Origin of the sequence: Pseudotabrizicola sp., from assembly GCF_030684215.1 — a bacterium.
Taxonomy (GTDB): domain Bacteria; phylum Pseudomonadota; class Alphaproteobacteria; order Rhodobacterales; family Rhodobacteraceae; genus Pseudotabrizicola.
Window position 1 is genome coordinate 78,929 of sequence record NZ_JAUXOV010000074.1, and the last position, 22,954, is coordinate 101,882.

Consider the following 22,954-nt stretch of genomic DNA (forward strand, 5'->3'; position numbering starts at 1 on the left):
CCGTCAGAACAGCGCCAACTGATCGCCCGCCCTTGGGGGTGGGCGAAACAGGTCGGCGCGCAAGGGCGGCATCTGTTTGACCAACCCCAGCCGCGCCACCGCCTTGTCAAATCGTTGCGCGATGAGGTTGGCCCAAACCCCCTCGCCACGCATCCGCCGCCCCCAGTGCGCGTCATAATCCTTGCCGCCATGCATCTCGCGCACGCGGGCCATCACCTTGGCTGCGCGGCCCGGTACATGCTGTGCCAGCCAGTCCTGAAACAGCGGCGACACCTCCAGCGGCAGGCGCAGCGCAATCCAGCTTGCGGCCTGTGCGCCCGCGTCACGACAGGCAGTCAGGATCCCTTCCAGTTCAGGGTCTGTCAGGCCGGGGATCACGGGGGCGAGCATGACCCGCACCGGAATTCCGGCATCAGACAGCCTGCGGATCATGGCAAGGCGCCGCAAAGGCGCAGGCGCACGCGGCTCCAACTTCCGGGACAGGTCGGCTTCCAGTGTCGTCACCGAAATCCCCACCCGCAACAGCCCCTTAGCCGCCATCGGGGCCAGTATGTCGATGTCACGTTCAATCAGCGTGCCCTTGGTGGTGATCGCCGTCGGATGGTTGAAATCAGACAACACCTGCAACACCTGCCGCATCAGCAGATGATCCACCTCGCACGGTTGATATGGGTCAGTGTTGGTGCCAAGGGCCACGGTCGCCACCCCATAGCGGCGCGCCCGCAATTCCCCCGCCAACACCTCGGCAATGCCGGGCCGGGCGATCAGTCTGGTTTCAAAATCCAGACCCGGCGACAGGTTCAGATAGGCGTGGCTGGGTCGGGCAAAGCAATAGACGCAGCCATGCTCGCACCCGCGGTAAGGGTTGACGCTGCGATCAAACGGCAGATCCGGCGACCGGTTGTAGCTCAGCGCCGACCGCGGCCGCTCGATCCGCACCTCGGTGCGCAGCAGGCGGTCATCTTCGGCGATTTCCCAGCCATCATCCACGCGCGCACGCCTCTGCGCCTCAAAACGCCCGACCGCGTTCGACGCGGCCCCCCGCGCGCGCAACCGCAGTCCAGGCAAGAGTGTGGCATCTGTCTCTGACATGAGCCACACCATGAACATATCATGAACTATTTTCAAGTCCCGCATGCGCGGCGCACCTTGCTGTCGGCTTTCATTCCGGGCATGTCGTAAACCGGAAAGTTGTGGGAGCAATTTGGCCCCATGCAGTCTGCAAGACACCTCGCCGCAGGAGCGCACCCAATGGCTGACGACGAAATCATCCTTTCTGAACTGTCGGATGACGAACTTGTGCTGCAAATGCACGACGATCTGTATGACGGCCTGAAAGAAGAGATCGAGGATGGCGTCAACATCCTGATCGGACGCGGCTGGACGCCCTATGACGTGCTGACCAAAGCATTGGTCGCCGGCATGACGATCGTGGGCAACGACTTCCGCGACGGCATTCTGTTCGTGCCCGAAGTGCTGTTGTCGGCCAATGCCATGAAGTCGGGCATGTTCATCCTCAAGCCGCTCTTGGTGGAAACCGGCGCGCCGCGGATGGGCAAGATGGTGATCGGCACGGTCAAGGGCGACATCCACGACATTGGCAAGAACCTTGTCGCCATGATGATGGAAGGCGCTGGTTTCGAGGTGCTGGATCTGGGCATCAACAACTCGGTAGAGAAGTATCTGGACGCGCTGGAAGCTGAAAAGCCGGATATCCTTGGCATGTCAGCTCTGCTGACAACGACCATGCCCTATATGAAGGTCGTGATCGACACGATGAAAGAAAAGGGCCTGCGCGACGACTATATCGTTCTGGTCGGCGGCGCGCCGCTGAATGAGGAATTTGGCCGCGCCATCGGTGCAGACGCCTATTGCCGCGACGCTGCCGTTGCGGTCGAAACCGCAAAAGCCTGGGTTGCGCGCAAGCACAACCAGCTTGGTGCCTGATCGGCGCCGAACACGTCAACAGCCCCGGCGTCATTGACGACCGGGGCTTTTTCTTGGAATGGGGCTTGGCAATTGCAAAGCCAAGCGCCACATTCAACTCAGGAAAAGGAGAGTCGGATGCCCCTTCCCCTGTTTTTGGTGATGATCGCCTTTGTGATCGCTGCTGCCGGTGCCACGCTGGCGCTTGCATTCTGGGTGCAGGCACCGATGGTTGCGGTTGCTCTTGCTGCTCTTGCCGGTAGCCTGATGATGGGCATGCGCCAGTGGCGCTGACGCCACCCGATGATGCCACCCTGACCATTTCCGGCCTGCCGCCCGAAGGGGCGGGCCGCATTTTGCTGATCGCCTGCGGCGCGCTTGCACATGAAATTCTGGCGCTAAAGCGGATCAACCACTGGTCGCATCTTGATCTGCAATGCCTGCCCGCCAACCTGCACCTCTGGCCAGATCGCATTCCGGCCGCTGTTGAACAGGCGGTCACCGACCACCGCGCAAACTATGACCGTGTTTTCATCGTTTATGCCGATTGCGGCACCGGCGGTCTTTTGCAGGCCAAATGCGCTGAACTGGGTGTGCAGATGGTCGAAGGGCCGCATTGCTACAGCTTTTTTGAGGGCAATGCCGCCTTTGCCGCCAAGGCCGAAGACGAGTTTACCGCCTTCTACCTTACCGATTTTCTGGTGCGCCAGTTTGATGCCTTTGTCTGGCGGCCCATGGGGTTGGACCGGCACCCCGAATTGCGCGACATGTATTTCGGCAATTACACGAAACTGGTCTATCAAGCCCAGACCAACGACCCCGCGCTGGATGCGAAAGCGGCTGACTGCGCCAAACGGCTGAACCTTGCCTATGAACGGCGGTATACAGGCTATGGAGATCTTGCCACCGCGCTGACACAGGTTGCGGCGCGCGCCACAGCCCCGTAACTTGCGCCTCAGCCGGAGAACGCAATGAGCTTTGACACCGCCCTACCTGACCTTTCCTTTCTGGGCGACCGCCTCAGCCGCGCACGGTCGGTTTTGGACCATCACAGCCAATCCGAAAGCTACATCCATTCCGGCAGCCCCGATGCGGTGGCCTTTCCCGAAACGACAGCCGAAGTGGCGCAGATTGCAGCCATTTGCAGTCGCCACGGCGTGCCGATGATCGGCTGGGGGGCTGGCACCTCGCTTGAAGGTCATGCTTTGGCAGTGCAAGGCGGCGTGACGGTTGATTTCAGCCGCATGGATGCGATTCTGGCCATTTATCCCGAAGACATGCTCGCCGTGGTCCAGCCCGGCATTACGCGCGAAGCGCTGAACGCCGAATTGCGCGCGACGGGGCTGTTTTTCCCGGTTGATCCCGGCGCGAATGCCAGCCTTGGTGGTATGGCGATGACACGGGCCTCTGGCACCACTGCGGTGCGCTACGGCACCATGCGCCACAATGTTCTGGGGCTTGAGGTGGTTTTGGCCAGCGGTCAGGTCATCCGCACAGGCTCCTCTGCGCCAAAATCCAGCGCAGGCTATGACCTGACCGCCCTTATGGTCGGATCAGAGGGCACGCTTGGCCTTATCACCGAACTGACCCTGCGCCTGCATGGCCAACCCGAGGCGGTTTCAGCCGCGATCTGTACCTTTCCCGATATTGCGCAGGCGGTGGATTGTGTCACTGCGACCATCCAGATGGGCATTCCCATGGCGCGGATCGAGTTTATGGACACCGATGCAGTGGCAGCCTGTGCCGCATGGTCCGGGCAAGACATGGCCCTCGCCCCGCAACTGCTGGTCGAATTCCATGGCAGCCCGCAAGGCGTTGCCGAACAGGCCGAACGCTTTGGCGAGATCGCGCGCGACTATGGTTGCGGCAGCTTTCAATGGGCCAAGGCACAGGAAGACCGCGCCCAGCTGTGGAAGATGCGCCACGCTGCCTACCCAGCCATTCTTGCCACCCGCCCTGGCTGCACTGCGATTGTCACCGATGTTTGCGTGCCGATCTCGGCACTGGCCGAAGCGGTCGAAGAAACCCGCGCCGATATTGCAGCCACGCCCATTCCCGGCCCGATCCTTGGCCATGTCGGTGACGGCAACTTCCACGCCATCCTTCTGGTGCGCCGCGAAGACCCGGCCGAAATGGCCATCGCAAAACGACTGTCCACCCGCATGGCCGAACGCGCCTTGCGGTTGGGCGGCACCATCACGGGAGAACATGGAATCGGCATAGGCAAGCTGGGCCATATGACAGCCGAACACGGCCCCGCATGGGCGGTGATGGGCGCGATCAAACAGGCGCTGGACCCACAGGGCCTGATGAACCCCGGTAAACTGGTGCCACAATGAGCGATGCCGCCGACTTTCCCCGCGCCTTTGCCAATGCTTTCGGCACCCAGGACGCCACCGGCATCGCAGCGCTGTTTGCCGAAGACGGCAGCTTTCACGCCCTCACGGGCCATTGGGCCGAAGGTCGGTCGGCCATAGTGGATGGCATGCGCCAGGAGTTTGCAGGGCTCTCACGCATGGCCCGGCTGGTCAGCGGCAAAACCACACTCCGGCCGCTCGGCCCTGGCGCGGCTATCCTGCATCAACGCTATGTGGTGACGGGCCTGCGTGATGCCAGCGGGGCCGAACTCCCGCGCGTCGGTGCGCTGCTCACTGCCATTCTGGCGGCAAAGGGCGAAGGCTGGCAAGCCCTGACCGCCACCTTTGCCGTGGTCGAAGGCTGACCCAGCAGCGCGCTGTCAATTGCTGCTTTCCAAATACTCCCGCGCGGAGCGCCCTTCTCTCCCTGACGGTGGGTCATGGCGACAAGCGCCCATAGGGACGCACCGACAAGGTCACACGGGTACCCGGTCAGACCTCGCTCAAAAGCGCCCGCGCCGCTTGGCGTGCTGCATCGCTGACCGTATCGCCTGACAGCATCCGCGCGATCTCCTCCACCCGCTCTGCGGGCGGCAGCGGAACCACTGTGGAGAGGGTCTGACCAGCCTCAACCCGCTTCTCGACCCGCCAGTGATGCGCGCCCAAGGCCGCGACCTGCGGGCTGTGGGTGACCACCAGAACCTGCGCCGTGTCCGACAACAGCTTCAGCCGCCGTCCGACCGCATCGGCGGTGGCTCCGCCGACACCCCGGTCAATCTCGTCAAAGATCATCGTCAAGCCCTCAGCCTGCCCGGTCAGGCACACCTTCAGCGCCAGAAGAAAGCGGCTCAGCTCGCCCCCCGAGGCAATCTTGTTCAGAGGCCCCGATGGCGCGCCGGGGTTGGTGGCCACGGTGAATGTCACCTCATCCGCCCCGTCCGGCCCGCCCTCTGATCGCGTCACCGCAGTCAAAAACACCGCGCGTTCCATCTTCAGCGGGGCAAGCTCCGCCGCCATGGCCCGGTCCAACAGGGTCGCTGCCTCAGTCCGTGCGGCAGTCAGACGTGCAGCCTCGGCTTTCCATGCCGCCTCGGCCTCTGCCACCGACGTTTGCAACAAGCCGATCCCGGCCTCACCACTGTCCAGCGCCAGAAGCCGGGCGCGCAGCGCGTCGGCAAAGTCGCCAAGATCATCAGGCAGCACCCCATGTTTCCGCGCAAGGCCCCGGATCGCAAACAGCCGTTCCTCAATTGAGTCCAACTCGCCGGGGTTCACATCCAGACCTGCAAGGCAGGACTCGACCCCGGCCTGCGCATCAGACAATTCGATCAGCGCCCGCGCAATTGCAGCCAGCGGCGCCTCCAGCGCGCCTTCGGCCTTGTCCGAAGCGCCTTCCAGCCAGCGCGTTGCGTCGCGCAAAGCCGCCTCTGCCCCGTCTTCGGACAGCATCTGCAACGCCCGCGCCACATCAGCCCGGATCCGCTCGGCACCTTGCATGGCGCGGCGGCGGGCGTCGAGCAAAGCTTCTTCGCCCTGGCCAGGGTTCAGCTTATCCAACTCGGCCACAGCATGACGCAGGAAATCTTCCTCGGCCCGGGCCGCTGTCAAAGCGGCCTCGGCTTCGGCCAACGCCCCGCGTGCCACCCGCGCCGCCGCCCACGCGCAGCGCGAGGCAGACAGATCAATCCCGGCAAAACTGTCCAGAAGCGCCCGATGCCCGCGCGGGTTCAACAGCCCGCGGTCGTCATGCTGGCCATGCAACTCTACCAAGACCTCAGACAACGCGCGCAGCACCTCGCCCGACACCCGGCGGTCGTTGACGAATGCCGTCTTGCGCCCGTCGGCAGAGTTGACCCGGCGCAGAATCAGATCATCCTCGGCCTCGATCCCTGCCTCGTCCAGCACCGCACGTGCGGCATGGCCGGGCGGCAGATCAAACACCGCCGTCACTTCCCCCTGCGCAGCCCCTGCGCGCACCAGTTCTGCACGGCCACGCCAGCCCAGCACAAACCCCAGTGCATCCAGCAAAATCGACTTGCCTGCCCCGGTTTCACCGGTCAGCACATTCAGACCCGACCCCAGGTCAAGGGTCAGCCGATCAATGATCAGCACATCGCGGATATCAAGCGAACGGAGCATAAGTTTTCCCGTAGGGCGGGGTTCACCCCGCCGTGATCAAAGCCACTCGCCCTTGATCATCTGGCGATAGACCTGCCGCAGCCAGCTGTCACCCTGCGCCTCTGGCGCCAGCCCGCGGCCTTTCAAGAGACGGAAGCTGTCATTATAGAAGGGCGAGGATTGATAGTTAAAGCCCAGAATCGCCCCGGCAGTCTGCGCTTCGGCATTGAAGCCAAGACCCAGATACGCCTCGACCAGACGGTGCAGCGCTTCAGCAGTGTGGGTGGTGGTCTGGAAATCCTGCACCACGGTGCGGAATCGGTTGATCGCCGCAGTGTAATTGCGCCGCTTCAGGTAATAGCGGCCGATTTCCATTTCTTTGCCCGCCAGATGGTCAAAGGCCAGCTCGAATTTCAGCATGGCCGACCGCGCATAGTCGCTGTCAGGATACTGCTCGATCACGCGGCGCATCCCCTGCAGGGCCTGAAAGGTCAGCCCCTGATCTCGGCCCACTTCGTCGATCTGATCGTAATAAGACAGTGCCATCAGATAAGCGGCATAGGGCGCATCATCATCGCCAGGATAGGTATCAAGGAATCGCTGCGCCGTAGAGCGCGCATCTTCGTATTCCTTGGCCTTATGCTGGCTGAACGCCTGCATGATCAATGACCGCTTGGCCCATTCGGAATAGGGATAAAGCCGTTCGACTTCCTGAAAGTAGCGGATCGCATCCTTGGGCTTTGCACCGGTTTCCAGCTGCAGCTCACCCTGTTTGTAAATTTCTTCCGCCGTGTAGCTGTCAAGCGCGCGTTGCTGAGATCCACGACCCGCGCAGCCCGCCAAAATCGAGACCACGAGCGCGATGCCCAACAACCGTGCGCCCGATTTTCCGACTGCCATCGTCTGCCTATCCATCAAACCACCCGGAACGCACGCGCCATGTCGCGCTGTTTCCGCCTTGTTGCAGACGTCCTAGCACAGAAAAATCCGGTGCGCAAAACGCCTTTGCGCTTCAGATCATAACCCTTTCAAGCCGTTGCGCGAAGGTCGCGGCGATGCACGCCCATACCGGGCAATTTGCCCACGGTCATGGCGCTGCATTCCACCATGCGCCAAGCGCTTGGATCGGCAAACAGCGCGACCAGCAGGCGGTTGGTCAGCGCATGGCCCGCGCGAATGCCGGTATAGCGCCCCAGAATCGGGCCACCTGCCAGATAAAGATCGCCCATCGCATCCAGCATCTTGTGGCGCACGGGCTCATCGTCATGGCGCAAGCCACCGGGCGACAAGACACGGTCGCCTTCGAACACCACCGCGTTATCCAGGGTGCCGCCAAGGGCAAGCCCACGCGCGCGCATTGCATCAACATCGGCCTGACGGCAAAAGGTGCGGCTGTCGGCCAGTTCGCGTACAAAGGTGCCATTGGCAAGGTTCAGATGTTTGGCCTGCGACCCGATCGCGGCGTCATCGAAATGGATGGAAAAATCAATTTCCAGCATATCCGCCGGGTCCAGACGCGCAACTGCCTCACCCTCGGTGACTTCGACGGGCTTCAGAACCCGGATCGCCCGGACTGGCGCAGATTGCTCGATCAGGCCTTTGGCCAGAAATCCATCGACAAAGGCCAAGGATGAGCCATCCAGAATGGGCACTTCCGGCCCGTCAATTTCGATCACCGCATTATGGATGGCGCATCCCGCAAGCGCCGCCATCACATGCTCGATGGTGGAAACCTCAACGCCCGCGCTGTTGCGGATCAGCGTGCACAGCCGCGATGGCACCACCTGATCCCAGCGGGCGGCAATCATTGCATCACTCAAGGCTACGTCGGTGCGCTTGAACCAGATGCCGTAATCTGCCGAAGCAGGCCGCACCACCATGCGCACAGGTGCGCCGGAGTGCAAACCCCGACCTTCAAACACCACAGCGGATTTTAGCGTATTCTGCAAAGCAAGACCCCTGATCGTCGCGTCAAAGTAACAGTCGACAGAAACCCTTCGCTACAAAGCGTCTCGTAATACAGAATTAAGGATTTACACGGCCAAAGCCAACTCACGCTTTATGTCGAAAAATGACAGAAAGAAATTCGCGCAAACTTCTGATAACAAACAGAAAAGCCCGCTCAACTGGCGGGCTTTTCTGCAATTGTTACAGCGATGTATCAGTTCGCCTGACGACGCAGAAACGCTGGAATCTCAATGCGCTCCTGATCGGCGCTCAATTCCGGCTCGTCATCATAAGATGTGACCGGAGGCTGCTGACGGCTTGGCGCGGGGCGCTCTGCCGCTTGTGGCTCGTGCCCGCCACCCGCCATGCGGTTGATCAGTGAACCGATCCCAAAGCGTGGACGCGCCTGCTCGGCAGCCTTTGGCGCGGCAGCAGGTTGTGGGGCAGCCGCTGCAGGGCGCTGTGCGGCCTGACCAGGCCCGCGCGACACGGCAGCTTGCAAGCGGGCCAAAGCTTCAGGCGACGGGGTGCCGGCCGCACGCGGACGCGGTGCAACGAAAGCGGCGGCGTCGTCATGCATCGGAACACCCCGCGCTGGCGCAGCTGGCGCGGCGGCTGCGGGCTGCGGGCGGTACGCGGGTTCCGGCATCTCATCGCCGTGGTCTTCTGCGCCTGGCGCATAGGTGGTGCGCGGTGCCGGGTCAAACAGTTGCGGTTGCTGCGGGGCGTGCTGAACCGGCTGCGGCGCGGCGGCCGGGGTCACCGCGACCTGCTGGACCGAAAACGCAGGCTGCGGCGCGTAAGCCGGAGCCTCGGCCGGCGCGGTCAGGTGCGACGGCAGCGGCGCCGCCATCGACCGGCGCGCAACCGGCTGATCAGCCTTTGCCACAGCCACATCGATGCCCGTTGCCACGACCGACACGCGAAGCATGCCTTCCATCGAGGTATCCAGCGTCGAGCCGACAATGATATTCGCGTCCGGATCAACCTTTTCGCGGATGATGTTTGCGGCTTCATCCAGTTCAAACAGGGTCAGGTCATAACCGCCGGTGATGTTGATCAGCACGCCCTTGGCGCCATTCAGGCTTATCTCGTCCAGCAGCGGGTTGGCGATGGCCTTCTCGGCCGCCTGCACGGCGCGATCCTCACCCGACGCTTCGCCGGTGCCCATCATCGCCTTGCCCATCTCGTCCATCACGGCACGCACGTCGGCGAAGTCAAGGTTGATCAGGCCGGGGCGCACCATCAGATCGGTCACGCCCTTGACACCTTGATACAGCACATCGTCAGCCATCGCGAAGGCTTCGGTGAAGGTCGTGCGTTCATTCGCCAAACGGAACAGGTTCTGGTTCGGAATGATGATCAGCGTATCAACGACCTTTTGCAGCGCCTCGATGCCTTCTTCGGCCTGCTTCATCCGCTTGGCACCCTCAAACTGGAAGGGCTTGGTCACGACGCCAACAGTCAGCACACCCAGTTCACGCGCGGCTTGCGCGATGATCGGGGCCGCGCCGGTGCCGGTGCCGCCGCCCATACCCGCGGTGATAAAGCACATATGCGCGCCCGCCAGATGATCGACGATTTCCTCAATGGTTTCTTCGGCAGCCGCCGCCCCAACGGTCGGGCGCGCACCTGCACCCAGACCTTCGGTCGCCTTGATCCCCATTTGGATCTTGGAGGTGGCTTTCGATTGCTGCAACGCCTGTGCGTCGGTGTTGGCAACGACGAACTCCACCCCTTCAAGGTTTTGTTCGATCATGTTGTTGACCGCATTTCCGCCCGCACCACCGACACCAAAAACGGTGATCCGGGGCTTCAGCTCTTCGCGCTGCGCGTTCACGATGAAGTTGAGTGCCATTGCCTATCCGCCTGTCTTTTGTTGTGCCGCCAGAGGTCGTCTTGCCGCCGCGTTCAATCTTCTGATCGGGTGATAGGCGCCTGTCCCGGACGCGATGTCTCCCGAATTACGGCCTAGAATATCCACAAGGCCGCCAGTCGTCATTAGAAAAAGAGCCCAGACCCCACAAAATATGGGGTTTGAAGCATGTTTTTCAGCGGGATTTCGCCGTTCACGCAGAATGTAGCGGTTACCAGTTGTCTTTGAACCATTTCACCACCCGCTTCAGCGACCGCGCAGGGTAGCGCTCGGTCGGAATTTCAAAGTCCCACCACTCGTCCTGTGGATGCGCCGCGAACAGCGACAGCCCCACGGTTGACGCAAAGGCCGCCCCTGTTGCCGCCTGCGGCAGGCCTTGCACCCGCAGCGGACGTCCAAGACGCACGCGCTGCCCAAGAATGCGGCTGGCCAGCCCGTCAAGCCCAGGGATCTGGCTTGCGCCACCGGTCAGCACGATCTGCTGGCTTGGCAGGCTGTCAAAGCCCGCCGCATCCAGACGCGCCCGAACCTCCTCCAGAATTTCCTCGACCCGTGGCCGCATGATGCCGATCAGCTCGGTCCGGCTGACCTGACGGCGGTCTTTATCCCAATCGCCGGAATCGCCGCCCACTTCGATCCTCTCGCGGTCATCCATGCCGGTGGCCTGCACGCCGCCATGCTTGGTCTTGATCCGCTCTGCCACCGCCATTGGCACCATCAGGCCCTTGGAGATATCGCTCGTCACATGGTCGCCGCCCATCCGCACCGCATCGGCAAAGATCATGTGCTTTTTGATGAACACCGAAATCCCGGTCGACCCGCCGCCCATGTCAATGCACGCCGCGCCCAGTTCCTGTTCGTCCTCGACCAAAGCCGCAACGCCGGAGACATAGGCAGAGGATGCCATGCCCGCCAGTTCCAGATCACAGCGCTGAATACAGTGCAGGATGTTCTGAACCACCGTTCCGTCAACCGAAAGCAGGTGCATATCGGTCGCCAGCCGGTTGCCGATCTGACCGCGCGGATCGCCAAGGCCAGAGCGGTGATCCAGTGCGAAGTTGACGGGTTGCGCGTGCAAAACCTCGCGCCCCTGCCCGATGTCGGGCACATCACAGGCTGCCAGCACGCGGGCCACATCCTGTTCGGTCACGACCGAGTCTTCCAGATCAATCTCACCCGCCAGACCATAGCTGCGCGGCTCGGCCCCCGAAAAACAGGCGATCACATGATCGACACGCACATTCGCCATCTTCTGCGCGGCCTGCACCGCGGTTCGTACCGCGCGCTCGGTTTCCGCCATCACCGCGATTTCGCCAAAGCGCACCCCGCGCGACCGCGTGGTGGCTGCCCCGATCACGCGGAACGACGACTGACCAGCCATCGGGCCTACAGTATCGTCGCCCAAAGAGTCGATCCCGTCAAACCGCAGGATAAGGCAGGCAATTTTCGATGTGCCAATGTCCAGAATGGCAATGACACCACGTTGCATGGCGGCACGGCGCATGTTCCGCATGGCACGTTGCACCTGATAAAGATCGGTCATAGCTCGCTCCTGCTGGTGTCGATGCCCTGTGATTGCCGCAACTGGTTCAGCGCATAGGGCGCCAGACGCAGCACGGGGCGATGGTCGGTTCTCAGGTCTACGGTCAAGATATCGCGCCCCAGCAGATCACCCGCCTGATGCAGGGCGATCAACCGTTCGATGGCGGCAATCGGTTTGTCTTCAGGCAACAGGATGCGCTGGTTGCGATCCAGCACCACATCCCAGCGGCGTTCGCCCACCCGGACCAGCCCGCGCACGCGCGGCAGGATGGGTGAAGCCGCCGCAAGCAGCGCCAATGCCTCGGGCGTAGCCGCATCTGCCGCATCCCCCGCGACAATCGGCAAATCCGGCCGGTCAGAGCGCGCGCCAAGGCTGGCCACCCGGTGTCCGGCAGCGTCCAGCATCTCTATCCCGTCCGCCGTGCGCCACAACAGCGCGGGGACGCGTTCGGTAATCGCCACTTCCAGCACGCCGCCCGACCGCACGATCAAATCGGCCCGCGCGATGGCGTCCAACTCGTGGATCCGCCCGCGCGCCGCTTCCAGATCAATGTCAAAGGACGATTGGGGCAGCTTCAGGTCCAGACGCTGCCGCACTACATCGGCCAATTCAGGCGAAGCGCCGATAACAGACACCAGACCCACCATGAATTCAGGGCGGTTCTGAAACTGCGTGCGCATTTCGGTAATCCCACCAGCGATCATGTCGCGGCGGTCCTCGTCGGCCAGGAAGATGCCAACTGTCGACACAAGCACAAATGTCGGCACACCCACGCGAAACATGATGCGAAACAGCGGGGTAAGCCACAAGCGCTGCATCCGGTAGGCCCAACGCGACGGTGCCGGATCCCGGCGCAGCGGGCCAGCAGCAGATGGCGCGTAACGGGGCGGCGCGCTTAGCGGTCGCATGAGGCATCCTCCACGATCCAGCGGCACAAATCCGGGAACGGCATGCCCATATGCGCCGCCTGCTCGGGCGACAGTGAAGTGGGCGTCATCCCCGGCTGGGTGTTGGTCTCAAGCAGGATCAGGCCTGCAAGACCCTTGCTTTCATCCCAGCGGATATCGGTGCGGCTCAAGCCACGGCACCCCAGTGCCCTGTGCGCACGCAAAGAGTAGTCAAGGCACGCGGCCTCGATCTCGGCGGGAATTTTTGCAGGCAATTCGTGACGGCTGCCGCCGGGTTTGTATTTGGCATCATAATCATACCAGCCATCGGTGATAATGTCGGTCACACATAGTGCCCGGTCGGCCATGACACTGACCGAAAACTCACGCCCCGGCGCATAGGCCTCCACCATTACCTGCGCCGGCATCTGAGACGACAACCGTGGCGCATTGCTGCCCGGATGCACGATGTAGACGCCAACCGATGAGCCCTCGCTATTGGGTTTGACCACATAGGGCGGCGGCAGAACATGGCCTTGTTCGACCTGTTCGCGCGGCACGATCACCGACTCTGCCACCGGCAGACCGGCAGCGCGATACACGTCTTTGGTGCGCTGCTTGTCCATAGCCAGAGAGGACGCCAGCACACCGGAATGGGTGTAAGGAATCCGCAACCATTCAAGAATACCCTGCACGCAACCGTCTTCGCCCCAGCGGCCATGCAGGGCGTTGAAGACAACATCGGGTTTGATTTCAACCAGCCGTGCGGGCAGGTCCGGGCCTGCATCGACCTCGACCACGTCAAATCCCGCCTCGCGCAACGCATGCCCACAGGCTTTGCCTGTCGACAAGGAAACCTCCCGCTCTGCGGAAAGCCCACCTTTTATGACCGCTACGCGGGACACCCTGCCAGATGCGCCCGCCATTTTACTGCCTCTCGGGTCACATTACGGACCCTTATTCTTGTTATTTTGCGGCTGGTTGGGCGTTACGCTTCACCAACCCGCATGATTTCCCACTCTAACGTGATACCGCTGGTTTGGAAAACCTTTTTTCGCACATCTTCGCCCAGATTTTCCAGATCAGCGGCAGTTGCGCCACCAGCGTTGATCAGGAAATTGGAATGCATGGGGCTCATTTGCGCTCCACCAAGGGTTGCGCCCCGCATTCCCGCGTCATCAATCACCTTCCACGCCTTTAACTCGTGGCTGTCATCGGCCCTGCCCGTTGAGGAATGGCCGACCGGATTACGAAAAGTTGATCCGGCGCTGCGCTCTTTGGTGGGCTGGCTGGCGTCGCGTTTGGCGATCTGGTCTTCCATGCGCTGTTGAAGGGCATCCGGCGCGCCCTGCCCCGCGCGAAAGGTGGCGCTGACCACAACAGCGCCTTCGGGCAGGTCAGACTGGCGATACCGAAGGTTCAGCGCGGCGGCAGGCATATCAACCACCCGACCATCCCGCATCACCACCCTTACCATTTCCAGCACATCGGCCACATAAGACCCGTAACACCCGGCGTTCATCCGCACCGCCCCGCCAATACTGCCCGGAATGGTGCGCAGAAATGTCAGATCCAGCCCGGCTTCGGCCGCTTTGCGCGCCACATGCGCATCCAAAGCTGCGGCCCCGGCTGTGACGGTTGTGCCTTCGGTCGCAATCCCGTTGAACCCGCGACCAAGCCGGATCACCACCGCGCGCAAACCGCCATCGCGCACGATAAGGTTCGACCCGACGCCCATCGGAAACACCGCAATTTCGGGCGACAATGCCGCCAGAAAGCTGGCAAGATCGTCCTCATCCGCAGGCTGAAACAGCCAGTCCGCAGGCCCACCGACACGCAGCCATGTCAGATCAGCCAAGGTTCGGTTCGGGGTCAGGGTGCCGCGGGGGGTGGGAAGGGTCTGGGTCATGCCCCTTGGTATCCGCGCGCGACCCAAAAATACAAGTCCCCCAAATGCAAAGGCGGGCGCAGCAATGCCGCGCCCGCCTCGTCAAAGGATATCAATCAGCTTGTTACAGCCAATAGGGGGCCACGCCGTAATGCTCGTGGCTGCGCTTTTGCCAGTCACGGTTTTCACGCCAAGTTTCATCCTGCTTTGGCGCAGCTTCAAGCTGCTCTTTGGTCAGATCCGTGACATAGCCGTCGCGCGAATGATCGTATGTCAGCTTGCCAAAAGGGATGGCGTGATGGTCACTGCCAAGCCCCAGAAAGCCGCCGAACTCCAGCACACCGTAAACGGTTCTTCCGGATGCTGCGTCGATCATGACATCATCAATATGGCCCAGATCGTCGCCAGCGGGGCTGTAAACGCGGGTGCCTTGAATCGTCTTGCCAGAAATCAGCGCATTGCCGTCGGGCATTGTCGATGTCTTGTTTGCAAAAGATTGGGTCTGCATAGCAAGTCCTCCATTTTTGGCGCAGGCCGCCAGAGTGGTCTGACAATCTGCCTTGATGGAGAAACAACGGTGATACCCGCCAAAGGGTTCCGGTTCATCTGCCCCGCTGAGGTGTTGACCCGACGTGAGGAACCATAGCCTCAACTGGCGCGTTTAAGGGGGACATCATGGATCATAAAAGGAAAATCCTATGACATTTCCATATTTGCGATCAACGATTGTGCCGCTTGCCGTTGGATGTGTGGCCGGGGCGGTCATCATCGCAGGGCTGACCGCAGGCTTTTACGGCTGGCAGCTTTTCGCCGTGGCAGGCGTGATTGGTCTGGCCGCTGGCGTGCCGTTCGGGCTGTGGAATGTGCGCCGGATGCGTGCCACCGATCCGTTGATCCGCCCGGAAAGCGCCACGATGGACCCGACCGCTTCGGCGCGCGCGATTGATCCACGCCGGGCCGAGCCTTATCCGGCAGCACCCGATCAGGGGCAGGCGTGACCGTTCAGCGGCAGATCACTCTGCCGCTGATCATTCTGCCGGGGTGCCGCCCTTTGTCTTGATCCAGCGCCAAAGATGGATCAGCGGCCAGCGCAACACGCTGGCTCCGGCAGCAAGGATCAACAGGCCCCAGATAGGGCCACTTTGCACTGTGACCCAACCCAGAAGCGGAATGCCAATGGCAATCAGCGCATAGGCTGCGCGCCAATGGTGGTCGCGACTTGGAAACATTGCGATAACATTCGCAATCAATAGCCAGATCAACGCAGCTGTCAAAGCAGGGGTCATGCCGCTTTCTCCGTCAGTTTGGCGGGCAATGCATTGGCCCAGGTGCTGATGGTGCCCGCGCCCAGGCAGACGAAGATGTCACCGGGCCGGGCCTGTTCACGGAACAACCGGGCAAGGTCGGCCTCGTCGATCACCGCGCGGGCGTGGCGGTGACCATGGGCGATCAGCCCGGCCACCAGATCATCACGGCTGGCACCGGGAATGGGGTCTTCGCCCGCCGCATAAACCTCGGCGATGCCCACGACATCGGCCTCGTTGAAGCAGGTGCAGAAATCGTCGAACAAGGACGACAGGCGACTGTAGCGGTGCGGTTGATGCACCGCGATCACCCGGCCCGTCGTCGATTGGCGCGACGCGCGCAGCACAGCAGCAATCTCGACCGGGTGGTGGCCGTAATCGTCGATGATGGTGACGCCATTGACTTCGGCCACCTTGGTAAAGCGGCGGTTCACCCCGGCAAAGCTGGCCAGAGCCTCACGGATTTCGTCCTTTTTCATGCCCAGATGGCGTGCGACCGCGACCGCCGACAGCGCGTTGGAGACGTTGTGATCCCCCGGCATCGGCAAGACACAGCCTTCAATTTTCGAACCTTCACCTTCGTTGTTGAGCAGGATATCGAACAATGCCTTGCCATTTTCGAACCTAAGGTTCACCGCCCGCACATCAGCCTGCGCATTGAACCCAAAAGTCACGATCCGGCGGTCGGCGACACGTCCCACCAGCGCCTGAACCTCGGCATGATCGGTGCAGCACACGGCCAGACCATAGAACGGAATGTTAGACACAAAATCGAGGAAGCCTTTGCGCAGCGCGTCAAAGCTGCCCCAATGCTCCATATGCTCGGGGTCGATATTAGTCACGATCGCAATGGTGGCGGGCAGGCGGTTGAACGACCCGTCAGACTCGTCCGCCTCTACCACCATCCACTCACCCGCGCCCGCACGCGCGTTGGAGCCATAGGAATGGATCACGCCGCCGTTGATCACGGTCGGATCAAACCCGCCCTTGTCCAGAAGCGTAGCGACCATCGTTGTTGTGGTGGTTTTGCCATGCGTGCCCGCTACCGCGATGTTGGAGCGCATCCGCATCAACTCGGCCAGCATCTCGGCGCGGCGCACCACGGGCAGCTTGCGCCGCCGGGCTTCTTCCAGTTCCGGATTGCCCTTTTTGATGGCCGAAGAAATCACGATCACCGCCGCATTGCCGATGTTCTCGGCTGCCTGACCTTCAAAGACCGTCGCGCCCAGCGACACCAGACGGTCGGTGATCTTGCTGGCCTTGGCGTCAGACCCCTGCACAGTATAGCCTTGGGTCATCAGCACCTCGGCGATGCCGGACATGCCGATACCGCCAATCCCCACAAAGTGAATCGGGCCAAGTTCCAGCGGCAATTTGGTTGCTGCATTCATTGTGGGGCTCCTTCTGCGAGGGCTTCAACAAGGGCGACCAAGCGGTCGGTGGCATCGGGGCGGCCCTGTGACAGGGCATTGGCAGCCATCCGGTTTGCGGCATCGGGCTGCGACAGCACCGCCGCCATGTGGCTGCTGAGTGTTTCGGCGTCAAGCGCCTTTTCCGGGATGACGATGGCTGCTTGCGCTGCCGCCAGCCCGCGCGCATTGGCCGATTGATGATCCCCCGTCGCCGCGGCATAGGGGATCAGGATGGCCGGACGCCCGATCACTGAAATATCCGCAATCGACGACGCCCCAGAGCGCGAGATCACCAATTGCGCCTCGCTCAGACGCGCCGGAATGTCGTTGAAAAACGGCTGCACCTCGGCCCGGACACCCGCATCGGAATAGGCTTGCACCACCCGGTCCAGATCTTCGGCCCGCGCCTGATGCGCCACCCGCAGGTTGCGGCGGATGGCATCGGGTAGCGCCGCTACCGCGTCCGGCACCACGTCAGACAAGATGCGCGCGCCCTGACTTCCGCCCATCACAACCAGACTCATCGGGTAGTCACCGGGCGCGATATAGCCTGCCCCAGCCCGGTCAAGCACGGCCAGACGCACCGGGTTTCCGGTATGCTCACCCTGCACGCCATCTGGCAGATCGGTCGGCCATGTGCCGCAGGCCACCCGGTTCACGCGGGGCGCAAACAACTGGTTCACCCGCCCAAGCACGCCATTTTGTTCGTGAATCATCCGTGGACGCCGCAACACCCACGCGGCACCAAGCGCCGGGATGGTCGGATATCCGCCAAACCCCACCACCACCGCAGGCCGGTCGCGCAGTTGCCCAACAATCGCCGCCAGCACCCCGCCCACGACGCGGAACGGCACAGCAAGTTTGGCACCAAGCCCACCGCGCGCGAATGTGGCCGAGGCCACCTGCTCCACCACCACCACATGCGGAAACCCACCCGCATAGCGCGCGCCACGCGCATCGGTCGACAACTTGACCCGCCAGCCCTTGCGCACCATCGCCTCGGCCAAGGCCTGCGCGGGAAACATGTGCCCCCCGGTGCCCCCGGCCGCGATCAGCAAAAGCGGTCCCCCTGTCATCAGCGGCCCCTGCGCAGAATGTCGCCAATCTCACCCTGCGGCCGCGTGCGGGTCAGCGCAAGAAGCATGCCCACCGTGATACCCGCCGCGATGACCGATGACCCGCCATAGCTCACAAAAGGCAGCGTCATCCCCTTCGCGGGCAGCAGGCGCACCGCCACGCCCATGTTGATCATCGCCTGCACCCCGAAAATGCAGGCAAGCCCCGTGCCCGCCAGCCGGATGAACGGATCGCGCTCGCGCATCAGGCGGAACAGCGACCGCACGACGATCGTGGCATACAGCGTCAGAATGATCAGCACCAGAATCAGCCCGTATTCCTCAGCTGCGACGGCGATGATGAAGTCGGTATGCGCGTCCGGCAGCGTCCATTTGACCTGACCCTCGCCCACGCCGACACCAAAGAACCCGCCCTCTTGAATGGCGTTGGTGGCATAGCCGATCTGGCTGCGCGGGTCGATTTCCGGGTTCAGAAACCCGTCGATCCGCCGCGCGAAGTGCTCTGAACTTTCATAGGCAATGGTGCCGCCAAAGCTGACAAGCCCCAGAATGATCGCGATAAGCGTCATCGGGGCCCCGGCCACGAAATAGATCACGCCCCAGCCGAACAGGATCAGCGCCGCCTGACCAAAGTCGGGCTGGATGACCAGCAGCAACAGCACCACCACCGTCAGGCCAAAGGACACTGTCTTGCCCGGAGGACCGTTCAGATCCTGACTGGCCGCCATCAGCCATGCCACGATCACCATGAAACCCGGTTTCAGGAATTCAGACGGCTGCACCGATGCAAAACCAAACGAGAACCAGCGCACCGCACCCTTGCCAAAATCGGTTCCAAAGAATGGCAGCAGCATCATGGCGACAAAGGCGCCCGCAAAGCCGATGACCCCCAGACGGCGGATCATCGGAGGCGGCATCATCGACACGCCTGCCATCGCAATCAGCGCAACAACGCCAAAAACCGCCTGTCGCTGCACATAATAGAAATCATTCAACCCGTTGCGACTGGCCAGCGGCACCGATGCCGCAAGCCCCAGCAAAAGCCCGATGCCAAACAGCACCATGATCGCCGTCAGCGACCATTTGTCTATCGTGCGCCACCAACGTGGAATAACAGGCTCTGTCACCCTAACGGGACTGGAGCCATAGACCATTTCAGTCATGGGAAAACCGCCTGTAATGCCTGCACTGCCGATTGCCCGTTTGCCGGGTCTGGCTCAAATACTAACCAAGAACGCGGCGCAAAGCCAGAAGAAAGCGGACCGCCCCACGCGTGATCGATCGTGTTTTGTCAGCGGCACCAAGCGGACCATCCCTCTGCATCAGTGGCAAACGCCCGCCTGCAACAGACCGCACAGGCTCAATCTATGCCCCTGCGCGGCAATTCTGGTAGCGACTTCGCGCAAGGAAGAAGCGAACGCTACCGCGACAAAACAGCCAAAAACTCATTTGCCCCATGAACCGTCTGATAAACCCGCAAGGGTTTCAAGGAGATGAGGTCGATTTTCCTGAGCAGCGCAATGTTAAGAGCAAAGCTGTCAGGCGTGAACTGCCACGCGTGAACATCGACATAGCCACCATTGCTGTTCTGCCACTCCTGTATCGAGGCGGCCAGACGGTCAGTGTCAGTTCCGCTTGGCACTCCGTGATCCTTGCGCCAGTGCCGTGCAGGATCGTTGTGTGTGGTCAGCGCGCGGTGTTCGATCACGCTGGCCAAGGTATGGACTTTTCTTTTCTCTACATGGGCTTGGAGAATTTCGGCAATCGTGGTCGGGCTGATAAAATGATCGAAGCAATATCGACAGTCTGGGATCATAAGGGCATAAACGCCGTCATGCGTCAGGATTTTCTCGACATCCAGAAGATGCCTGACAAGATCCGGCGTGTGCTCGATCGCATGGCTCGAAATAATCAGTTTGAACTTTTCGGCCACGACGGAAAGGTCTGCTTTAGTTGAGAAAAAATCTATGTATGGGACTGTCTGGGCATTTCGGTTCAATTCGCTGGCGCGCTTTCTAAGCGCGGCTTGATCCAGCACATCGAAATGCTTAACGTGCGTTTGCTCTAGAAGTGGGGCGTCAAAGGCCCCGATCTCCAACGCAGGCCGGATTTCGTTCAAAAGTTTGATAAAGTCAAAACGGTTGCGAACCGGGCAGGATTGTCGCCCCTCTTTTTTACCGTGCTGCGCATAGTGATCTTCAAGAGTCGTATCGTCCATATCCGCAAGATCCGGATGAAGCTTGCGATAGGTTTTCGCACACCAGGTGTCAGGAAAATGGGTCGAAGCCCACCCGCCTGCTTGCTCTGATTTTCCAAACAAATTCAACTCGCAACCCCTTTCGAAACTCGCTCATGACAAGAGTACGTCATAGCAGTTGTCTTGCAAGCTGATTCACAGGGGTGGGTTGAACGACCATGCGGCAGGGGATGAAAAGGCGTGATGCCCTTGCGCGCAAAGAAGTTGTACCAGCACCCGCCCCTCTTGCCGCTGTCAGCCCGCAAGCACCGCATGCACCTGCGCAACAAAGTCGTCGCCGCGCTTTTCAAAATTCGGATACTGGTCAAAGCTTGCGGCGGCGGGGGCAAGCAAAACCACCTCGCCGGGCAGCGCATCGGCGGCGGCGCGGGTTACGGCAGACGCCATCGTTTCGCAGATCTCATGCGGGGTGTCGCCTAGCTGCAACGCGAAGTCTCGGGCAGAGTGACCGATCAGATAGGCTTTGACGACGGCCCCAAGATGCGGTGCAAGCCCGGCGATGCCGCCGTCTTTGCCCATACCCCCGGCAATCCAGCGGATCGCGGGAAAGGCCTGCAACGCCTTGGCCGCGCTGTCGACATTGGTGGCTTTCGAGTCGTTGACAAAGCGCACACCGTCCCGTTCGCCGACCATCTGACTGCGGTGCGGCAGGCCTGCAAAGGAATGCAGCGCGCCCTCAATCATCTTTGGCGCAACGCCCAATGCGCGGCACGCCGCATAGGCAGCACAGGCGTTCTGGTGATTATGCGCCCCCGGCAGGCCAGATACGTTGCGCAGATCAAGGCTGGCCACCTGCCGCCCCTTGCGCCATTCAGACAAAAAGCCTTTGCGGGCAAACACGCTCCAGCCGAACTGGTCCAGCTTTTGCCCGGAGGAAATACGGATCACCCGGTCATCCAGCGGCCCCATGCCCATCTGATTGGCCAGAAACTGTCCCTCGACCTCATCCACACCGATCACCGCGCGGTCCGGCCCGCCTTCGGCAAACAGCCGGCGCTTGGCGGCGAAATAGCCGCCCATGCCGTTGTGGCGGTCCAGATGATCGGGCGATAGGTTGGTAAACACCGCAATATCAGGGGTCAGCGCGCGGGCAAGGTCGGTCTGATAACTGGAAAGTTCCAGAACTACCACCTCGCCATCCTGCGCCGGGTCAATCGACAAGACACCTTTGCCAATATTCCCCGCCATCTGGCACGGCCTGCCTGCAACGTCCAGAATGTGGTGAATAAGCGCCGTGGTGGTGGATTTGCCATTCGACCCGGTCACACAAACCACGCGCGGGGCGGTTTCAAAGTCATCCCAATCGGCTGTGGCAAAGCTGCGAAAGAACAGGCCGATATCATTGTCTACTGGCACACCCGCCTCCAGCGCGCGGGAGATGACCTTGTTGGGCGAGGGGTAAAGATGCGGGATCCCGGGGCTGGTGATCAGCACCGCCACATCGTCAAATGCAGTCTGGCGTGTCAGATCTGTCAGCTCGAAACCGTCCGCTTCCGCCTTGGCGCGGGCTTCCGGGCTATCGTCCCATAGCAGGGCCGTAGCCCCCCCCGCCGTCAGCGCGCGCGCGGTCGCAAGACCAGAGCGACCCAGACCCAGAACGGCAACCTTTGCGCCCGCATAGCCCTTTACCGGAATCATCTGTCGCCCCTTCTTACTGATCCAGACGGGATAAGGGATGGCGCGCGATCTTGGAAGGGGGCGGCTTTGGCGCGCGGGTCACAGCGCGGCCTGTCCTGCAGCAGACAGGGCATAGCGGCCCTTTGCCGGGTGGTCGAACCAGCCATAATGATTGGCGCGCAGGATGGCGGCGGCGCGGGCAATGCCGGTCGCCTTGGCAAGCGCTGCGGGGCTGGTGCCTTCGGGCATTCCGCCAAGGGCGGCAGCAAGGCGCATCGCATCCTGCCGGTAGGCGGTCACGCGTTTGATGCCGGTGGTGCCGCCGATATTCGGATCGCCCTGCCGCTTGTGAAACTCGCGCAGCAGACGGCCAGCTTTGGCCACGTTCTTGCGCGGCTGATAGGGGGCGGGGTCAAGGTGCGGCTCGACCAGCCCGTCGCGCACGGTCAACAGGCCAAGGCCAAGTCGACGCAAAAGCACTGTCAGGTCACGGTAGCGGTGGGTCCATTTCGCGGGCTGCGGCACGGCGAGATAGACATGATCGAACAGCCCTTGGCGGGCCACACCTTGCAGGATGAGGGCGAGGTTCAGGGCGGTCTTCAGTTCAACAATCAAGGGCGGGTCAGAGTCGCGGCAGGCCATGACATCCACCGCGCCAACCTCGGCCTTGACGGTATAGCCCTGCGCTTCGAGGAAGGCTTTGACGGGGGGGTAGAGATCGGACTCCTTCAAGGCGGGGCTCCTTG

General features: G+C 61.7%; 23 protein-coding genes. 6 read left to right on the top strand and 17 right to left on the bottom strand.

Annotation, left to right across the window (positions count from 1 at the left end):
- Positions 1-3: 3 nt before the first annotated feature.
- On the bottom strand, positions 4-1,092 hold the full coding sequence (locus Q8K08_RS18555; protein ID WP_305251191.1) for a PA0069 family radical SAM protein: 1,089 nt from the start codon (positions 1,090-1,092) through the stop codon (positions 4-6).
- Positions 1,093-1,251: 159 nt separating this feature from the next.
- Here Q8K08_RS18555 and Q8K08_RS18560 point away from each other — a divergent pair, with 159 nt between their 5' ends.
- The 5 genes from Q8K08_RS18560 to Q8K08_RS18580 all read left to right on the top strand — a co-directional run bounded on the left by Q8K08_RS18560 (position 1,252) and on the right by Q8K08_RS18580 (position 4,648).
- Entirely contained in the window at positions 1,252-1,947 is a 696-nt protein-coding gene (locus tag Q8K08_RS18560; RefSeq protein WP_304800599.1) for a B12-binding domain-containing protein, read from the top strand.
- Positions 1,948-2,064: 117 nt separating this feature from the next.
- A complete protein-coding gene (locus Q8K08_RS18565; RefSeq protein WP_304800596.1) occupies positions 2,065-2,220 on the top strand; it encodes a hypothetical protein in 156 nt (51 codons plus the stop codon).
- A complete protein-coding gene (locus Q8K08_RS18570) occupies positions 2,217-2,873 on the top strand; it encodes a DUF1638 domain-containing protein (protein WP_305251289.1) in 657 nt (218 codons plus the stop codon). The genes Q8K08_RS18565 and Q8K08_RS18570 overlap by 4 nt, the downstream gene beginning before the upstream one ends.
- 24 nt (positions 2,874-2,897) lie before the next feature.
- The gene (locus tag Q8K08_RS18575; RefSeq protein ID WP_305251194.1) at positions 2,898-4,265 is read left to right on the top strand and encodes an FAD-binding oxidoreductase; all 1,368 of its coding nucleotides are present in this window, start codon (positions 2,898-2,900) and stop codon (positions 4,263-4,265) included.
- Positions 4,262-4,648, top strand: a complete 387-nt coding sequence (locus Q8K08_RS18580) for an SgcJ/EcaC family oxidoreductase (protein ID WP_304802399.1) — start codon at positions 4,262-4,264, stop codon at positions 4,646-4,648. Before Q8K08_RS18575 ends, Q8K08_RS18580 begins: the two co-directional genes overlap by 4 nt.
- A gap of 127 nt (positions 4,649-4,775) precedes the next feature.
- On the opposite strand, the gene recN is transcribed toward Q8K08_RS18580, so the two are convergent.
- From recN to Q8K08_RS18625, 9 genes are all read right to left on the bottom strand, one after another.
- Complete coding sequence (gene recN, locus Q8K08_RS18585) at positions 4,776-6,422, bottom strand: DNA repair protein RecN (protein ID WP_304802397.1); 1,647 nt, start codon at positions 6,420-6,422, stop codon at positions 4,776-4,778.
- Between the two features lie 36 nt (positions 6,423-6,458).
- A complete protein-coding gene (locus Q8K08_RS18590; RefSeq protein ID WP_305251197.1) occupies positions 6,459-7,301 on the bottom strand; it encodes an outer membrane protein assembly factor BamD in 843 nt (280 codons plus the stop codon).
- A gap of 128 nt (positions 7,302-7,429) precedes the next feature.
- Positions 7,430-8,350 (bottom strand): UDP-3-O-acyl-N-acetylglucosamine deacetylase, encoded by a 921-nt coding sequence (lpxC, locus tag Q8K08_RS18595; RefSeq protein WP_304803869.1) that lies wholly within the window; start codon positions 8,348-8,350, stop codon positions 7,430-7,432.
- Positions 8,351-8,562: 212 nt separating this feature from the next.
- Positions 8,563-10,206, bottom strand: a complete 1,644-nt coding sequence (gene ftsZ / locus Q8K08_RS18600; protein ID WP_304803871.1) for a cell division protein FtsZ — start codon at positions 10,204-10,206, stop codon at positions 8,563-8,565.
- Between the two features lie 229 nt (positions 10,207-10,435).
- On the bottom strand, positions 10,436-11,767 hold the full coding sequence (gene ftsA / locus Q8K08_RS18605) for a cell division protein FtsA (protein WP_304803874.1): 1,332 nt from the start codon (positions 11,765-11,767) through the stop codon (positions 10,436-10,438).
- On the bottom strand, positions 11,764-12,675 hold the full coding sequence (locus tag Q8K08_RS18610; protein ID WP_304803876.1) for a cell division protein FtsQ/DivIB: 912 nt from the start codon (positions 12,673-12,675) through the stop codon (positions 11,764-11,766). The genes ftsA and Q8K08_RS18610 overlap by 4 nt, the downstream gene beginning before the upstream one ends.
- A complete protein-coding gene (locus Q8K08_RS18615; RefSeq protein WP_304803878.1) occupies positions 12,663-13,580 on the bottom strand; it encodes a D-alanine--D-alanine ligase in 918 nt (305 codons plus the stop codon). The genes Q8K08_RS18610 and Q8K08_RS18615 overlap by 13 nt, the downstream gene beginning before the upstream one ends.
- A 62-nt stretch (positions 13,581-13,642) precedes the next feature.
- Positions 13,643-14,563, bottom strand: a complete 921-nt coding sequence (murB, locus tag Q8K08_RS18620) for a UDP-N-acetylmuramate dehydrogenase (RefSeq protein ID WP_304803880.1) — start codon at positions 14,561-14,563, stop codon at positions 13,643-13,645.
- Positions 14,564-14,666: 103 nt separating this feature from the next.
- Entirely contained in the window at positions 14,667-15,014 is a 348-nt protein-coding gene (locus Q8K08_RS18625) for a PRC-barrel domain-containing protein (RefSeq protein WP_305251202.1), read from the bottom strand.
- A gap of 226 nt (positions 15,015-15,240) precedes the next feature.
- On the opposite strand from Q8K08_RS18625, the gene Q8K08_RS18630 reads away from it, so the two are divergent.
- Positions 15,241-15,540, top strand: a complete 300-nt coding sequence (locus Q8K08_RS18630; protein WP_305251203.1) for a hypothetical protein — start codon at positions 15,241-15,243, stop codon at positions 15,538-15,540.
- Between the two features lie 30 nt (positions 15,541-15,570).
- On the opposite strand, the gene Q8K08_RS18635 is transcribed toward Q8K08_RS18630, so the two are convergent.
- From Q8K08_RS18635 to Q8K08_RS18665, 7 genes are all read right to left on the bottom strand, one after another.
- Positions 15,571-15,828, bottom strand: a complete 258-nt coding sequence (locus Q8K08_RS18635) for a DUF2484 family protein (protein WP_304802253.1) — start codon at positions 15,826-15,828, stop codon at positions 15,571-15,573.
- Positions 15,825-17,237, bottom strand: a complete 1,413-nt coding sequence (gene murC, locus Q8K08_RS18640) for a UDP-N-acetylmuramate--L-alanine ligase (RefSeq protein ID WP_304802254.1) — start codon at positions 17,235-17,237, stop codon at positions 15,825-15,827. The genes Q8K08_RS18635 and murC overlap by 4 nt, the downstream gene beginning before the upstream one ends.
- Complete coding sequence (locus Q8K08_RS18645) at positions 17,234-18,334, bottom strand: glycosyltransferase (RefSeq protein ID WP_305251205.1); 1,101 nt, start codon at positions 18,332-18,334, stop codon at positions 17,234-17,236. Before Q8K08_RS18645 ends, murC begins: the two co-directional genes overlap by 4 nt.
- Positions 18,334-19,497: a putative lipid II flippase FtsW gene (gene ftsW / locus Q8K08_RS18650; RefSeq protein WP_304804300.1), complete on the bottom strand. Its 1,164-nt coding sequence runs from the start codon at positions 19,495-19,497 to the stop codon at positions 18,334-18,336. Before ftsW ends, Q8K08_RS18645 begins: the two co-directional genes overlap by 1 nt.
- 257 nt (positions 19,498-19,754) lie before the next feature.
- The gene (locus Q8K08_RS18655; protein ID WP_305251207.1) at positions 19,755-20,660 is read right to left on the bottom strand and encodes a hypothetical protein; all 906 of its coding nucleotides are present in this window, start codon (positions 20,658-20,660) and stop codon (positions 19,755-19,757) included.
- Between the two features lie 165 nt (positions 20,661-20,825).
- Entirely contained in the window at positions 20,826-22,229 is a 1,404-nt protein-coding gene (gene murD, locus Q8K08_RS18660; RefSeq protein ID WP_305251209.1) for a UDP-N-acetylmuramoyl-L-alanine--D-glutamate ligase, read from the bottom strand.
- Between the two features lie 78 nt (positions 22,230-22,307).
- The gene (locus Q8K08_RS18665; protein WP_305251211.1) at positions 22,308-22,940 is read right to left on the bottom strand and encodes a DUF2161 family putative PD-(D/E)XK-type phosphodiesterase; all 633 of its coding nucleotides are present in this window, start codon (positions 22,938-22,940) and stop codon (positions 22,308-22,310) included.
- Positions 22,941-22,954: the final 14 nt, after the last annotated feature.